The 15,397-nt window shown below is 62.1% G+C and carries 11 protein-coding genes; 6 read left to right on the top strand and 5 right to left on the bottom strand.

Annotated features, from left to right (window positions below; genetic code table 11):
* The first annotated feature begins 2 nt into the window (after window positions 1–2).
* The 4 genes from J3P97_RS18935 (at window position 3) to J3P97_RS18920 (ending at window position 5,961) form a co-directional block, all read left to right on the top strand.
* Complete coding sequence (locus J3P97_RS18935; RefSeq protein ID WP_434672506.1) at window positions 3–638, top strand: DsbA family protein; 636 nt, start codon at window positions 3–5, stop codon at window positions 636–638.
* Window positions 631–2,460: an ABC transporter ATP-binding protein gene (locus tag J3P97_RS18930; RefSeq protein WP_434672505.1), complete on the top strand. Its 1,830-nt coding sequence runs from the start codon at window positions 631–633 to the stop codon at window positions 2,458–2,460. The genes J3P97_RS18935 and J3P97_RS18930 overlap by 8 nt, the downstream gene beginning before the upstream one ends.
* Before the next feature lie 191 nt (window positions 2,461–2,651).
* Window positions 2,652–5,111, top strand: a complete 2,460-nt coding sequence (locus J3P97_RS18925; RefSeq protein ID WP_434572712.1) for an EAL domain-containing protein — start codon at window positions 2,652–2,654, stop codon at window positions 5,109–5,111.
* Window positions 5,112–5,190: 79 nt separating this feature from the next.
* Complete coding sequence (locus J3P97_RS18920; RefSeq protein ID WP_434605177.1) at window positions 5,191–5,961, top strand: TenA family transcriptional regulator; 771 nt, start codon at window positions 5,191–5,193, stop codon at window positions 5,959–5,961.
* 180 nt (window positions 5,962–6,141) lie between these two features.
* Here the strand turns inward: J3P97_RS18920 and J3P97_RS18915 are convergent, their stop codons facing one another.
* The 5 genes from J3P97_RS18915 to J3P97_RS18895 all read right to left on the bottom strand — a co-directional run bounded on the left by J3P97_RS18915 (window position 6,142) and on the right by J3P97_RS18895 (window position 11,106).
* The gene (locus J3P97_RS18915; RefSeq protein WP_434672504.1) at window positions 6,142–7,068 is read right to left on the bottom strand and encodes a GGDEF domain-containing protein; all 927 of its coding nucleotides are present in this window, start codon (window positions 7,066–7,068) and stop codon (window positions 6,142–6,144) included.
* A 353-nt stretch (window positions 7,069–7,421) separates the two neighbouring features.
* Window positions 7,422–8,162, bottom strand: coding sequence for a YciK family oxidoreductase (locus J3P97_RS18910; RefSeq protein WP_434601439.1), 741 nt, complete (start codon window positions 8,160–8,162; stop codon window positions 7,422–7,424).
* A gap of 177 nt (window positions 8,163–8,339) precedes the next feature.
* Entirely contained in the window at window positions 8,340–9,011 is a 672-nt protein-coding gene (mupP, locus tag J3P97_RS18905) for an N-acetylmuramic acid 6-phosphate phosphatase MupP (RefSeq protein ID WP_434601438.1), read from the bottom strand.
* Between the two features lie 4 nt (window positions 9,012–9,015).
* Window positions 9,016–9,714 (bottom strand): bifunctional 2-polyprenyl-6-hydroxyphenol methylase/3-demethylubiquinol 3-O-methyltransferase UbiG, encoded by a 699-nt coding sequence (ubiG, locus tag J3P97_RS18900; protein ID WP_434672503.1) that lies wholly within the window; start codon window positions 9,712–9,714, stop codon window positions 9,016–9,018.
* A gap of 60 nt (window positions 9,715–9,774) precedes the next feature.
* Window positions 9,775–11,106 carry a TRZ/ATZ family hydrolase gene (locus J3P97_RS18895; protein WP_434601437.1) on the bottom strand — a complete coding sequence of 444 codons (1,332 nt, stop codon included), beginning with the start codon at window positions 11,104–11,106 and terminating at the stop codon, window positions 9,775–9,777.
* A 106-nt stretch (window positions 11,107–11,212) separates the two neighbouring features.
* On the opposite strand from J3P97_RS18895, the gene mtnA reads away from it, so the two are divergent.
* Window positions 11,213–12,289, top strand: a complete 1,077-nt coding sequence (mtnA, locus tag J3P97_RS18890) for an S-methyl-5-thioribose-1-phosphate isomerase (RefSeq protein ID WP_434572721.1) — start codon at window positions 11,213–11,215, stop codon at window positions 12,287–12,289.
* A gap of 423 nt (window positions 12,290–12,712) precedes the next feature.
* Window positions 12,713–15,376 (top strand): DNA gyrase subunit A, encoded by a 2,664-nt coding sequence (gene gyrA, locus J3P97_RS18885; RefSeq protein WP_434656521.1) that lies wholly within the window; start codon window positions 12,713–12,715, stop codon window positions 15,374–15,376.
* The last annotated feature ends 21 nt before the right edge of the window (window positions 15,377–15,397 follow it).

Below are 15,397 nucleotides of genomic sequence, written 5' to 3'. Positions count from 1 at the left end.
CCATGGCGTCGCGCCTGCTGTATGTGATGGACCCGATGTGTTCCTGGTGCTGGGGCTTCGCGCCAGTGGCCGAAGCGTTGGCCGAGCAGGCGCAGGCGGCGGGCGTGGAGTTGCACCTGGTGGTGGGCGGCTTGCGCACCGGCAGCGGTTCGGCTCTCGAGCCGACGACCCGACGCTACATTCTCAAACACTGGCAGGCCGTTACCCAAGCCACCGGCCAGCCGTTCAAGCTTGAAGGCGCGTTGCCGGACGGTTTTGTCTACGACACCGAACCCGCATGCCGCGCCTTGGTGACGGCCCGCAGCCTGGCGCCGGACCTGGCCTGGCAGTTACTGAAGCTGATCCAGCAGGCGTTTTATGTGCAAGGCCGCGACGTGACCCACGCCAGCGTCCTGGTGGAACTGGCCGAACAGGCCGGGCTGCCCCGCATCGAGTTTGCCGCGGCATTCGACCGCGCCGACCAGCATGCCGCCACCGCCGCCGACTTCACCTGGGTGCAAGACCTTGGCATCGCCGGATTCCCTACGATGCTGGCCGAACGTGACGGCCAATTGGCCCTGCTGACCAACGGCTACCAACCGTTGGACCAGCTGTCGCCATTGCTGGGGCGCTGGCTAGAGCGTGCGGCCTGTGCCTGACCTGCCCGATGATGACGCATCGACCTCGCGGCGCATCGACCGGTTGAGCTGGACGGAAATCCGTCGTCTGGCCCTTACGCACAAAAAAGCCCTGTGGATCGCCAACGGCGTCGCCGTGCTGGCGACGTTGTGCAGCGTGCCGATTCCGTTGTTGCTGCCGCTGCTGGTGGACGAAGTGCTGCTGGGCCACGGCGACGCGGCATTGAAGGTCATGAACCAGGCGTTGCCGAGCGCTTGGCAGAGCGCTGCCGGCTACATCGGATTGATGTTGCTGGTGACCCTGGCCCTGCGCTGCGGCGCATTGCTGTTCAACGTGTTGCAGGCGCGGCTGTTCGCCAGTCTCGCCAAGGACATCGTCTATCGCATCCGCATCCGGTTGATCGAGCGCCTCAAGCGGATTTCCCTTGGCGAATACGAAAGCCTGGGCAGCGGCACGGTGACGACGCACCTGGTCACCGACCTGGACACCCTCGACAAATTTGTTGGCGAAACCCTGAGCCGGTTCCTGGTGGCGATGCTGACCCTGGTAGGCACCGCGGGCATCCTGGTATGGATGCATTGGAAACTGGCACTGTTGATCCTGCTGTTCAACCCGCTGGTGATCTACGCCACGGTGCAGTTGGGCAAACGGGTCAAGCACCTCAAGAAGCTGGAGAATGACAGCACCTCGCGCTTCACCCAGGCCCTGACCGAAACCCTGGATGCGATCCAGGAAGTGCGCGCCGGCAATCGCCAGGGGTTTTTCCTTGGACGCCTCGGCACGCGCGCCCGGGAAGTGCGCGACTACGCGGTGAGCTCGCAGTGGAAAACCGACGCCTCGAACCGCGCCAGTGGTTTGCTGTTCCAGTTCGGCATCGATATTTTTCGCGCGGCGGCCATGCTTACCGTGCTGTTCTCCGACCTGTCGATCGGCCAGATGCTCGCGGTGTTCAGCTACCTGTGGTTCATGATCGGCCCGGTCGAGCAACTGCTTAATTTGCAGTACGCCTACTACGCGGCGGGTGGGGCATTGAACCGTATCAACGAACTGCTGGCCCGCGCCGACGAGCCCCAGTACAGCGGTGGCGTCGATCCCTTCAAGGGGCGCGACACCGTGGGCATCGACATCCAGGGGCTCAGCTTCGGTTATGGCGAGGAAAAGGTGCTCGACCAATTGAACCTGTCCATTTCGCCGGGGGAAAAGGTCGCCATCGTCGGGGCCAGCGGGGGCGGCAAAAGTACCCTGGTGCAACTGCTGCTGGGGCTCTACACGCCACAGTCCGGCAGCATCCGCTTTGGTGGCGCCACCCAAGAGGAAATCGGCTTGGAAACCATCCGCGAACATGTCGCGGTGGTCCTGCAACATCCTGCGCTGTTCAACGACACGGTGCGCGCCAATTTGTCCATGGGCCGCGAGCGCAGCGATGAGGCTTGCTGGCGAGCCCTGGCGATTGCCCAACTGGACGAAACAGTGCGGGCGCTTCCGATGGGGCTGGAGAGCATCGTCGGGCGTTCCGGCGTAAGGCTGTCGGGCGGGCAACGCCAGCGACTGGCGATCGCCCGCATGGTCCTGGCCGATCCGCGCGTGGTGATTCTCGACGAAGCCACGTCGGCGCTGGACGCGGCTACGGAATACAACCTTCACCAGGCGTTGGCGCGGTTCCTGAGCGGGCGCACCACGTTGATCATCGCCCATCGGTTGTCGGCGGTGAAACAGGCTGACCGGGTATTGGTGTTCGACGGCGGGCAGATCGCCGAAGACGGCGACCACTTGCAGCTGATTGCCGAGGGTGGCCTGTACGCCCGGCTCTACGGTCATTTGCAACAAATACAGCGACCTTGAGTTTCGTGCACTTTTCTGTGCTTAGTATCGGAAAAAAATCAGCCAAATCCGTCGATTTTTCCAAATCTCCATCCTGAGCCGGGCGATCCGAACATCCAGTCCTTCGAAGGGTCGAAAACTAGCCTAGGCTGTTGAGTCAGGAACGGAATTCTCGCGGGTGCTCTATTGGCAATGCCTGTGCAAGGGACCTCATGAAGCAAAAGCGGACTCTCGGAACGCCTCGGTTGTTGGGCATCGTCTGGCCCTTTATCGCCGTCGTGCTATTTCAAGCATTGCTAGGAGGCGTCAGCCTTTATGTCCTATCCGCAGTTCGCGGCTACGTGGCGGGGGAGAGCCTTTGGTCCAAGGGCCAGAAAGACGCCATCTATTACCTCAATCTTTACGCCGACAGCCGTGACGAGGCGATCTTTCGCAAATACCAGCAAGCCATCGCCGTGCCCGAGGGTGGACACGATCTACGCGTGGCCCTGGATCGCCAGCCGCCGGATCTCGAAGCGGCGCGGGTCGGGATTCTCCAAGGCGGCAATCATCCGGACGACGTGGCCAGCCTGATCTGGTTGTACCTCAACTTTCGCCATTTCAGTTATCTGGAAGAAGCCATCGATCTGTGGACGGTTGGCGATGGTTACCTGACCGAACTGGATAACGTCGCCCGGCAGATGCATCGCAGCATCACGGCGGGAGAAGCCTCCGAGGCCGATGTCCGTGGCTGGAAAGCGCAGATTTTCGCCATCAACGATTCCGTTACCCCTGCCGCCAAGGCATTCAGCGACGCGCTGGGCGAAGGATCGCGATTTATCCTGCGCCTGTTGCTGGTGACCAATTTTGCCACCGCGCTGGGATTGATCGTGCTGGCGCTATTGCGCACGCACAAATTACTGGCGCAGCGGCAGGTCTTCGCCAATGCGCTGCAACTGGAGAAGGAGCGGGCGCAGATCACCCTGCAATCGATTGGCGATGGCGTGATCACCACCGACGTCGAAGGCGCCATTGCGTATATGAATCCCGCTGCCGAAGCGATGACCCACTGGAAAGCCGAGCACGCCACCGGGCTGCCCCTGGCGGCGCTGTTCAACCTGCTCGACGATAATGCCCAGACCGAAGGCCTGACCTTGATCGAGCACATCCTCAGCGGACGACTCGGCGGCGGCAGCGAGCATTCCAAGTTGATCCAGCGACTCGACGGTAGCACGGTGTCGGTGACCCTGGTGGGGGCGCCGATCCGTCATGCCGGCAAAGTCAGCGGCGCGGTGCTGGTGCTGCATGACATGACCCAGGAGCGCCAGTACATTGCCAACCTGTCATGGCAGGCTACCCACGACGCCCTGACCGGCCTGGCGAACCGCCGGGAATTTGAATACCGCCTCGAGCAGGCCCTGCACAACCTCACGCGCCAGGTCGGGCGCCACGCGTTGATGTTTCTCGACCTGGACCAGTTCAAGCTGGTCAACGACACCTGCGGCCACGCGGCGGGCGACGAGTTGCTGCGACACATCTGTGCCTTGCTGCAATCGGGGCTGCGGGAAAACGACACGCTTGCCCGGCTGGGCGGGGACGAGTTCGGCATCCTGCTGGAAAACTGCTCGCCCGAGGCGGCGGAAAAGATCGCCGAGGGCCTGCGCCAGACTGTGCAGAACCTGCATTTTGTCTGGAAAGGCCGACCATTCGTGACCACCGTGAGCATCGGCCTGGTGCACATCGCCCAAAGCCCGACGACGCTGGAAGCCTCATTGCGGGCCGCGGACATGGCCTGCTATATGGCCAAGGAGAAAGGGCGCAACCGGGTCCAGGTCTACCATGCCGACGACTCGGAGTTGTCCCTGCGTTTTGGCGAAATGGCCTGGGTGCAGCGCTTGCACATGGCGCTGGAGGAAAACCGTTTCTGCCTCTACGCCCAGGAAATCGCCGCGTTGGGCCCGGGTGACCACGATGGCGGGCATATCGAGATCCTGTTGCGCCTGCATGACGAGGCAGGGCGAATGATCCTGCCGGACAGCTTCATTCCGGCGGCGGAGCGTTACGGCTTGATGACCTCGCTGGACCGTTGGGTCGTGGAGAACGTATTCAAGATCATTCGCCAATGCCTGAATGAGTCGCGGCAAGGTCCGTTGGCCATGTGTGCGATCAACCTGTCAGGCACCACCATTGGCGATCAGGCGTTCCTGGATTTCCTGCGTAAACAGTTCGCTGCCTACTCGATTCCCCCGGAAATGATTTGTTTTGAAATCACCGAGACCAGTGCCATTTCAAATCTGGGCAGCGCGATTCGTTTTATAAACGAACTCAAGAGCTTGGGTTGTTACTTCTCGCTGGATGACTTTTGTGCCGGAATGTCTTCATTCGCTTACTTGAAACATTTACCTGTAGACTTCCTGAAGATCGATGGGAGTTTCGTAAAGGATATGCTGGACGACCCGATTAACCGGGCAATGGTCGAGGTGATCAATCACATCGGCCATGTCATGGGGAAGCGCACCATTGCCGAGTTCGTGGAAACGACTCAGATCGAACAGGCATTGTTGGAAATCGGCGTGGATTTCGCCCAGGGTTATGTCATCGAGCGTCCACAACTGTTTACTTGTGACACGTTGCAATGCCGGCCGGCCAGGCCTCAGCCACTGTTGTTCAAGGCCCCCGGCACGTTTCGCTGAACCTCTTGTTGATCCGAAAAAAATCACAATCAGAAGGAGCCCGACAGTGATCGACACATTCAACCGAACAGGCCCGCTCATGGACGCCGCCAGTTATCCACAATGGGCACAGCAGCTCATTGCCGACTGCAGCGAGAGCAAGCGCCGGGTTGTCGAACACGAACTGTATCAACGCATGCGCGACAACAAGCTCAGCGCCAAGACCATGCGCCACTACCTCATCGGTGGTTGGCCGGTCGTCGAACAGTTCGCCTTGTACATGGCACAGAACCTCACCAAGACCCGCTTCGCCCGCCACCCCGGCGAGGACATGGCGCGTCGTTGGTTGATGCGCAACATTCGTGTCGAGCTCAATCATGCCGATTATTGGGTCAACTGGAGCGCTGCTCACGGCGTGACGCTCGAAGACCTGCAGGCGCAGCAGGTGCCGCCTGAGCTTCATGCGTTGAGCCATTGGTGCTGGCACACCAGTTCGGCGGACTCGCTGATCGTGGCTATTGCCGCGACCAATTACGCCATCGAGGGGGCGACCGGGGAGTGGTCGGCACTGGTCTGCTCTACCGGTGTCTATGCGTCGGCGTTCGCCGAGGAAGATCGCAAGCGGGCCATGAAGTGGCTGAAGATGCATGCCCAGTATGACGATGCCCACCCGTGGGAAGCGCTGGAAATCATCTGTACGCTGGCGGGTATGAACCCGAGCAAGGCGCTCCAGATGGAACTGCGCCAGGCCGTTTGCAAGAGCTACGACTACATGTATCTGTTTCTGGAAAGGTGCATGCAGCTGGAACACTCGGGCGCTGGCGAAAAAGCCTCGGCTGGCCGTGAACGGCTGGCGCTGGCCAGTAACTGATACCTGATAGCTTCACCCTGTGGGAGCGAGCTTGCTCGCGATAGCGGTCTGCCTGGCAACCTTGCGTTGACTGGTCCGGCCTCTTCGCGAGCACGCTCGCTCCCACATTGGTTTTGTGGTGCTGGGTGGGAGCGAGCCTGCTCGCGAAAGCGGTGTGTCGGCCAGCAGAGAAGCCTGGTTTCAGCCCGCCATCGTCAACCGGTTCCGCCCTTCGCGCTTGGCTACATACAGCGCATTGTCCGCCCGGCGCACGAGACTTTCAGCGGACTCGCCCGGCAGCAACGTCGCGCAGCCCAGGCTCACCGTCAATTCGATCCTCGTGCCGTCGGCAAAATAATCCTGGGCCTGGGCGGCATACCGCAGTCGTTCACCGACCATGGCTGCCGCTTCCCGGCTGGTGTTGGCCAGCAGGATCAGGAATTCCTCACCACCGAATCTGAACACCATATCCACATTGCGCAACTGGCCCTTGATCGAGTCGGCAACGGCCTTGAGTACTTCGTCGCCGACCCCGTGCCCATGGCTGTCGTTGATGCGTTTGAAATGGTCGATGTCCAGCATCAGCAACGACAGCGGCTGCATATGCCGCCTGGCCATGTCGATTTCCCGCTCCAGCGTCTGGTCCATGGCAATGCGGTTGCCGGTGCCGGTCAGTGGATCGCGCAGGGCGCTCTGGGTGGCGGCGCGGTAGAGCAGTGCGTTACGCAGCGGGAAAAACAGCGCCGACAGGATTGACTCCAGGTCGCTCTGTTCCGCGCTGCTGAAGCGCTGGTTGCGCCGAAACACCAGCTCACCCAGATGCTCGCCCTCATGGCTGAGGTTGTAGCTGAGGTTGTGGTGCCCGCGCTGGCCAAACTCCAGGCGCAGATCGCTGGGTTTGTGCTGGTAAACCAGTGTGTCCAGAGGCACCAGCCGCTGGATTTCACGGAAGAACAAACCGAGAATCCTTTGCGGCTCCAGGCTGGTCTGCAACTGCTGGCCCAATTGCTGGCGCAGCTGCGTCAGGCTGATCGGCCGCGTCACGAGCGCCGACGGCTGGGTGAGGCCCAGGCGCTGCAACTTGGCGCTGTCGAAATCAATAGCATTGGTCTGCGTGGGCGTTTTCATATGGCGTGAGCCCCTGAACTGAATCGGTCCTGACCGGCGGGGGTGAAGCGGCTCTGGGCTGCGCGTCGTACTGATCCATCAGTCCCGAAGGACACTGAGTTGAGTCTAGTCCGCTTCGCTGTGCTGGCGGAGGTCTCGTCCCAATGTCCCGACTCGCCGGACACGGCGTGTTTGAATGGATTAGAGCGAAAGTCGTGCCATTCAGTTCATAGTGATAAAACTTGTCGACGAATCAATAAGTTGCAGGCTCGTAGCGTGAGCAACGGGCGGCAGGGCTTTGGCGTTTCGCCTGGCCGGGGGATCGAAGAGAGGCGCGCCGCGACGGCAAACCGCCGCGACGTCGAGTCTGGCGCTTACTGCGCGTTGAAAGCCTGGCCGTTGACGCCGGTACTGTCCGGGCCCATGAGGTACAGGTACACCGGCATGATTTCTTCGGGCGTCGGGTTGTTCAGCGGATTTTCTCCCGGATAGGCCTGTGCGCGCATGCTGGTGCGGGTGGCGCCGGGGTTGATGCTGTTGGAGCGCACCGGCGCTACGGTGTCGACTTCGTCGGCCAGGGTCTGCATAAGCCCCTCGGTGGCGAACTTGGACACGCCATAAGCGCCCCAATAGGCCCGGCCCTTGCGACCGACGCTGCTGGACGTGAACACCACCGATGCATCCTTGGACAGTTTGAGCAACGGCAGCAAGGTGCTGGTGAGCATGAACATGGCGTTGACGTTCACTTGCATCACCCGCATGAAGTTCTCGCCGGAAAGCTGTTCCAGCGGCGTGCGCGGGCCGATGATCGAGGCGTTGTGCAGGAGGCCGTCCAGATGGCCGAATTCGGTCTCGATCATTGCCGCCAGTTCATCGTATTGATGGGGCAAGGCGGTTTCGAGATTGAAGGGGATCACCGCTGGCTGCGGATGACCAGCCGCCTCGATTTCATCATAGACCTGGGTCAGGTTGGCTTCGGTCTTGCCCAGCAACAACACGGTGGCGCCATGGGCGGCATAGGCCTTGGCGGCAGCGGCGCCAATACCGCGACCGGCACCGGTGACCAGGATGATCCGGCCCTCGAGCAGGTCGGGGCGGGCGGAGTAGTCAAACATAAAAAACCTCAACAAATGGCAGCACGTACTTGTCACGCAGAGTCGTCATGGCTGATGAGCTTTTCGTGGCGAGGGAGCTTGCTCCCGCTCGGCGACGAAGTCGTCGCCAGACTCGGGACCGCTGCGGTCCAGCGGGAGCAAGCTCCCTCGCCACAAGAGCAATTTCGCCGAACGAGGTCAGCAACTGCACAACGCGTTATCCAGCACTTCGCGCAGCGCCAGGGGATGGTCGATTACCACATCCGCGCCCCAGTGCTTGGGGTTGTCGTCCGGGTGGATGTAGCCATAGGTCACCGCGCAGGTCTTGGTCCCGGCGCTGCGGCCGGACTCGATGTCCCGTAGGTCGTCGCCGATGAACAGCACGCTGGCCGGGTCGAGGTCGAGCATCTTGCAAGCGAGAATCAGCGGCTCGGGGTCCGGTTTGCTGTTTTTCACATGGTCGGGGCAGACCAGCACTTTCGACCGCTCGGCCAGGCCCAACTGCTGCATGATCGGCTCGGCGAAGCGCACTGGCTTGTTGGTGACCACGCCCCAGATGAGATTCGCCGCCTCGATATCGGCCAGTACTTCGGCCATCCCATCGAACAGATGGCTGTGGACCGCGCAACCCTTGAGGTAGCGGTCGAGGAACTCCTGGCGCAACTCCTCGAAACCCGGCGATTCCGGGTCCATGGAGAACGTCACTGCGACCATCGCCCGGGCGCCGCCGGAAATCTCGTCGCGGATGTGCTGGGTGTTCATCGGCGGCAGGCCACGGTCGGCGCGCATGGCCTGGCAGATGGCGATGAAGTCTGGCGCGGTGTCAAGCAGCGTGCCGTCCATGTCGAAGAGAACCGCTTTGAGACGCATCGACTTATTCCTCGCGCAGGGTCTGGATCATGTAGTTGACGTCCACATCGGCGGCCAGTTTGTAATGCTTGGTCAGCGGGTTGTAGGTCAGGCCTATGATGTCCTTGACGGTCAGCCCGGCCATGCGGCTCCAGGCGCCCAGCTCCGAAGGCCGGATGAATTTCTTGAAGTCGTGGGTGCCGCGTGGCAGCAGCTTCATGATGTATTCGGCGCCGATGATCGCGAACAGGTACGCCTTGGGGTTGCGGTTGATGGTGGAGAAGAACACCTGGCCGCCGGGCTTGACCATCTGGAAGCAGGCACGGATCACCGATGACGGATCCGGTACGTGTTCGAGCATTTCCAGGCAGGTGACCACGTCGAACTGGCCGGGCATTTCCTCGGCCAGGGCTTCGGCGGTGATCTGCCGGTATTCGACGCTGACGCCGGACTCCAATTGATGCAGTTGCGCCACTGCCAGCGGCGCCTCGCCCATGTCGATGCCCATTACGGTAGCGCCGCGCAGGGCCATGGCTTCACTGAGGATGCCGCCACCACAGCCGACGTCGAGGACTTTCTTGCCGGCCAGGGCGACGCGCTCGTCGATCCAGTTGACGCGCAGCGGGTTGATGTCGTGCAGCGGCTTGAATTCGCTTTCACGGTCCCACCAGCGATGGGCCAGGGCCTCGAACTTGGCAATTTCAGCGTGGTCGACGTTGCTCATGTGCAGTTCCTCGAAAAACTTGAAAAATCATTTGCCCCGAGCCGTGGCTCAAGGGGTGTGCTATTCGTTCTGGCCGCTGACCCGACGGCCCCAGTCCTGCGCCGTGGCGATCAGTTGCGATTCGTCCATGCGCGTCAGGCGGCCATCTTCCAGCAACGGCTTGCCGGCCACCCAGAGGTGTTTCACGCAATGGCGGCCGGTGGCGTAGATCAGTTGCGACACCGGGTCATAGATGGGCTGCTGCGCCAGGCCGGACAGGTCGAAGGCCACCAGGTCGGCGGCCTTGCCAACTTCCAGCGAGCCGACGATCGCCTCGATGCCCAGCGCGCGGGCGCCATTGAGCGTGGCCATGCGCAACGCCCGGTGCGCGTCCAGGGCCGTGGCTGAACCGGCGACAGCCTTTGCCAGCAGGGCGGCGGTGCGGGTTTCGCCCAGCAGATCGAGGTCGTTGTTGCTCGCCGCGCCATCGGTGCCGACCGCGACGTTGACGCCGGCCTGCCACAGGCGTTCCACCGGGCAGAAACCGCTGGCCAGCTTCAGATTCGATTCCGGACAATGGATCACGCTGCAATTGTGTTCTACCAGCAGCGCCTGGTCCTCGTCGCTGACCTGGGTCATGTGCACCGCCTGGAAGCGCGGCCCCAGCAGGCCAACGCGCGCCAACCGGGCCATCGGCCGCTCGCCGGTGTTATCCACAGCCTGCTGCACTTCGAAGGCGGTTTCATGAACATGCATGTGGATGGCCGCGTCCAGTTCCTCGGCGATCACGCGGATCTTTTCAAGGTTCTCATCGCCGACGGTGTACGGGGCGTGAGGGCCGAATGCGACTTTGATCCGCGGATGGTGCTTGAGGTCGCCAAACAATTCGATGCCCTGACGAATGGCTTCGTCGGCGCTGGCGGCGCCGGGGATCGGAAAGTCGAGGATCGGAATGGCGATCTGCGCGCGGATGCCGCTGTTATGCACGCGTTCGCTGGCCACCTTGGGATAGAAGTACATGTCGGAGAAACAGGTGATGCCGCCCTGGATCTGCTCGGCGATCGCCAGGTCAGTACCGTCGCGGACGAAAGCCTCGTCGACCCATTTACCCTCGGCGGGCCAGATGTGCTGTTCGAGCCAGGTCATCAGCGGCAGGTCGTCGGCCAGGCCACGGAACAATGTCATTGCCGCATGACCGTGGGCATTGACCAGGCCCGGACTGAGCAGCATGCCGGGCAGTTCGCGAACCTCCGTGGCGGCGCATTGCATGGCTTCGGCCCGTGGCCCGATGAACACGATGCAACCGTCGCGAATGCCCAGGCCATGATCCTTGAGCACGACACCGGCGGGTTCGACAGGCACCAACCAGGTCGGCAGCAATAATAAGTCGAGCGCAACGGCAGGCTTGGGCATCGTGGAACGGTTCCATGGGTTATAAAGGATGACGAAGTATACCCGAGCGTCTTCGCGGAGGGATCGCTATAATCGGCGGCTTTTGTTCTTGAGTGCGGGGTGAGGGATGCGCGATCGACTGTTGGCTGCGGAGAAGGTGAAGGCCATCGATTGGCGCGATGGCGCTCTTTACCTGCTGGATCAGCGTGTTTTGCCGTTCGAGGAAAACTGGATCGCCTACACCAGCGCGGCCGGTGTGGCCGAGGCCATTCGTTCGATGGTGGTGCGCGGTGCGCCGGCCATCGGCATCAGCGCCGCCTATGGCGTGGTGCTGGCGGCGCGGGCGCGGATGGCCGAGGGCGGCGATTGGCAAGCGGCGCTGGAAGCGGATTTCGCCTTGCTGGCCGATTCCCGGCCGACGGCGGTCAATCTGTTCTGGGCGCTGGATCGCATGCGCGACCGGTTGGGACGCTTGAAGGGGCATGCCGAACCGCTGGCGGTCCTTGAGGCCGAGGCCATTGCGATCCATGAAAGTGACCGCGAAGCCAACCTGACCATGGCCCAGCTTGGCGTCGACCTGATCCGCAAACATCAGGGCAACGCCCAGGCCATCTTGACCCATTGCAACACCGGGGCCCTGGCCACCGGCGGCTTCGGAACGGCCCTCGGGGTAATTCGCGGGGCGTTTCTGGAGGGCATGGTCGAACGGGTCTACGCCGACGAAACCCGTCCATGGCTGCAGGGTTCACGGTTGACGGCATGGGAGCTGGCGAACGAGGGCATTCCGGTGACGCTCAACGCCGATTCCGCCGCTGCCCACATCATGAAGACCAAGGGCGTGACCTGGGTCATCGTCGGCGCCGACCGCATCACCGCCAACGGCGACGTGGCGAACAAGATCGGCACCTACCAGCTGGCGGTCTGTGCCATGCACCACGGCGTACGTTTCATGGTGGTGGCGCCGAGCTCGACCATCGACATGAACCTGGCCAGCGGTGATGACATCCCGATCGAAGAGCGCGACGGGCGCGAGCTGCTGGAAGTCGGCGGCAAGCGGGTCGGGGCTGATGCCGATGCGTTCAACCCGGTGTTCGACGTGACCCCGGCGGACCTGATCGATGCGATCGTGACGGAAAAGGGCATCGTCGAGCGGCCGGATACGGCGAAGATGGCGCAATTGATGTGTCGCAAGCGGTTGCATTGATAGCAGGTTCTGTCTGATCCATTGCCTTCGCGAGCAGGCTCGCTCCCACAAGGGCGCCGTATCTCATTCATTGTGGGAGCGAGCCTGCTCGCGAAGAGGCCCTGATAGGCGACAGATACCTTGCATTTATCCTCTGTTTCACCATTCGGATCGCCTCTGAGCCCCTCTCGTCCCGTTCCAGCCTGTCATCGGTCAACTAACTACGCACCATGCGCATCAGGGGGATAGGTGCGTGGCGGCTCTTGTGATAACATCCGGCGGTTTCCAAGGCTGCCTCGCGAGGTGGCCTTTACTGCGCAGATCCATGGCATAACTCGTTGATTTGTCGTAAGTCGCTGCACGGCACTTGTCCTGCAGCGGCGAGCTTCGTTCATCCCATCTGGATGTAGCGAGGTTTCACCAGAAAAAGGAATCAGGCTTCTCATGGGCGAACTGGCCAAAGAAATCCTCCCGGTCAATATCGAAGACGAGCTGAAACAGTCCTACCTCGACTACGCGATGAGCGTGATCGTCGGGCGGGCGCTGCCGGATGCGCGCGATGGCTTGAAGCCCGTGCACCGGCGCGTGCTGTTCGCAATGAGCGAACTGGGCAACGACTTCAACAAGCCGTACAAGAAATCCGCCCGTGTCGTCGGCGACGTGATCGGTAAGTATCACCCCCACGGCGACACTGCCGTGTACGACACCATCGTTCGGATGGCCCAGCCGTTCTCCCTGCGCTACCTGCTGGTGGATGGCCAGGGCAACTTCGGTTCGGTGGACGGCGACAACGCCGCGGCCATGCGATACACCGAAGTGCGCATGACCAAGCTGGCCCACGAGCTGCTGGCCGACCTGCACAAGGAAACCGTCGACTGGGTGCCGAACTACGACGGCACCGAGATGATCCCGGCGGTCATGCCGACGCGTATCCCGAACCTGCTCGTCAACGGCTCCAGCGGTATCGCCGTGGGCATGGCGACCAACATCCCGCCGCACAACCTCGGTGAAGTCATCGACGGTTGCCTGGCCCTCATCGACAACCCCGAGCTGTCCGTCGATGAGCTGATGCAATACATCCCCGGTCCCGATTTTCCGACGGCGGCGATCATCAACGGTCGCGCCGGTATCATCGAGGCCTATCGCACCGGTCGCGGCCGCATCTACATGCGCGCCCGCTCGACCGTCGAGGACATCGACAAGGTCGGTGGCCGTCAGCAGATCGTCATCACCGAGCTGCCGTACCAGCTGAACAAGGCCCGCCTGATCGAGAAGATCGCCGAGCTGGTGAAAGAAAAGAAACTCGAAGGCATCACCGAGCTGCGTGACGAGTCCGACAAGGATGGCATGCGCGTCGTGATCGAGCTGCGCCGTGGCGAAGTGCCGGAGGTGATCCTCAACAACCTCTACGCCCAGACCCAACTGCAAAGCGTGTTCGGCATCAACATCGTCGCGCTGATCGACGGCCGTCCGCGGATCCTGAACCTCAAGGACCTGCTGGAAGCTTTTGTGCGTCACCGTCGCGAAGTGGTCACCCGGCGGACCGTATTCGAACTGCGTAAAGCTCGCGAACGCGGCCACATCCTGGAAGGCCAGGCCGTTGCCCTGTCGAACATCGACCCGGTCATCGCCCTGATCAAGGCCTCGCCAACCCCGTCGGAAGCCAAGGAAGCGCTGATCAGCACCCCTTGGGAATCCACCGCGGTGGTGGCGATGGTCGAGCGCGCCGGCGCCGACTCGTGCCGTCCGGAAAATCTCGATCCGCAGTACGGTCTGCGCGAAGGCAAGTACTTCCTGTCCCCGGAACAGGCGCAAGCCATCCTGGAACTGCGCCTGCACCGCCTGACCGGCCTGGAGCACGAGAAGCTGCTGGCCGAGTACCAGGAGATCCTCAACCAGATCGGCGAGCTGATCCGCATCCTCAACAGCGCCACGCGTCTGATGGAAGTGATCCGCGAAGAACTGGAAGTGATCCGCGCCGAGTACGGCGATGTGCGTCGCACCGAGATCCTCGATGCGCGCCTCGACCTGACCCTGGGCGACATGATCCCGGAAGAAGAGCGCGTGGTGACGATTTCCCACGGCGGCTACGCCAAGACCCAGCCGCTGGCCGCCTACCAGGCCCAGCGTCGTGGCGGCAAGGGCAAGTCGGCGACCGGCGTCAAGGACGAGGACTACATCGCTCACCTGCTGGTCGCCAACAGCCACACCACGCTGCTGCTGTTCTCCAGCAAGGGCAAGGTGTACTGGCTCAAGACCTACGAAATCCCTGAGGCGTCCCGTGCGGCTCGCGGTCGTCCGCTGGTGAACCTGCTGCCGCTGGACAGTGACGAATACATCACCACCATGCTGCCGGTGGAGGAATACACAGAAGGTCACTTTATCTTCATGGCGACCGCCAAGGGCACCGTGAAGAAGACCCCGCTGGAATCCTTCAGCCGTCAGCGCAGCGTCGGTTTGATCGCCCTGGAGCTGGACGAAGGCGACGTGCTGATTTCCGCTGCCATCACCGACGGCGAGCGTGAAGTCATGCTGTTCTCCGACGGCGGCAAGGTCACGCGCTTCAAGGAATCCGACGTCCGCGCCATGGGCCGTACCGCTCGCGGTGTTCGCGGCATGCGCCTGCCGGAAGGGCAGAAGCTGATTTCCATGCTGATTCCGGAAGAAGGCAGCCAGATCCTCACCGCTTCCGCGCGGGGCTACGGCAAGCGTACCGCCATCAGTGAGTTCCCCGAGTACAAGCGTGGCGGCCAGGGCGTGATCGCCATGGTCAGCAACGAGCGTAACGGCCGCCTGGTCGGCGCGGTCCAGGTGCTCGATGGCGAAGAGATCATGCTGATCTCCGACCAGGGCACCTTGGTGCGCACGCGCGTCGCCGAAGTGTCGAGCCTGGGTCGTAACACCCAGGGCGTGACGCTGATCAAACTCGCCAGCGACGAAACGCTGGTCGGGCTTGAACGGGTCCAGGAGCCGTCGGAAGTCGAAGGCGAGGAGCTGGAAGGCGAGGAAGGCGTGGCGTTCGACGGCACCCTCGGTGCCGATGTCGATGACGCCGTCGGCGATCAACAGCTCGATGCCGCTGCAGACGAAGAAGAACCGCAGGACTAAGCGGACACACAGGGGGCGGAT

The sequence above is a fragment of the Pseudomonas sp. R1-15 genome (assembly GCF_051132085.1).
In the GTDB taxonomy this organism is placed as follows: Bacteria; Pseudomonadota; Gammaproteobacteria; order Pseudomonadales; family Pseudomonadaceae; genus Aquipseudomonas.
Note: the sequence above shows the minus strand (reverse complement) of the source record. Positions and strands in the feature narration are given on the sequence as shown.

What these genes read in the sequence shown, in the direction of transcription:
- J3P97_RS18935 (WP_434672506.1), top strand. Translation starts at nt 3, where the DNA reads ATGGCGTCGCGCCTGCTGTATGTGATGGACCCGATGTGTTCCTGGTGC.
- J3P97_RS18925 (WP_434572712.1), top strand. Translation starts at nt 2,652, where the DNA reads ATGAAGCAAAAGCGGACTCTCGGAACGCCTCGGTTGTTGGGCATCGTC.
- J3P97_RS18920 (WP_434605177.1), top strand. Translation starts at nt 5,191, where the DNA reads ATGGACGCCGCCAGTTATCCACAATGGGCACAGCAGCTCATTGCCGAC.
- J3P97_RS18915 (WP_434672504.1), bottom strand. Translation starts at nt 7,068, where the DNA reads ATGAAAACGCCCACGCAGACCAATGCTATTGATTTCGACAGCGCCAAG.
- J3P97_RS18910 (WP_434601439.1), bottom strand. Translation starts at nt 8,162, where the DNA reads ATGTTTGACTACTCCGCCCGCCCCGACCTGCTCGAGGGCCGGATCATC.
- mupP (WP_434601438.1), bottom strand. Translation starts at nt 9,011, where the DNA reads ATGCGTCTCAAAGCGGTTCTCTTCGACATGGACGGCACGCTGCTTGAC.
- ubiG (WP_434672503.1), bottom strand. Translation starts at nt 9,714, where the DNA reads ATGAGCAACGTCGACCACGCTGAAATTGCCAAGTTCGAGGCCCTGGCC.
- J3P97_RS18895 (WP_434601437.1), bottom strand. Translation starts at nt 11,106, where the DNA reads ATGCCCAAGCCTGCCGTTGCGCTCGACTTATTATTGCTGCCGACCTGG.
- mtnA (WP_434572721.1), top strand. Translation starts at nt 11,213, where the DNA reads ATGCGCGATCGACTGTTGGCTGCGGAGAAGGTGAAGGCCATCGATTGG.
- gyrA (WP_434656521.1), top strand. Translation starts at nt 12,713, where the DNA reads ATGGGCGAACTGGCCAAAGAAATCCTCCCGGTCAATATCGAAGACGAG.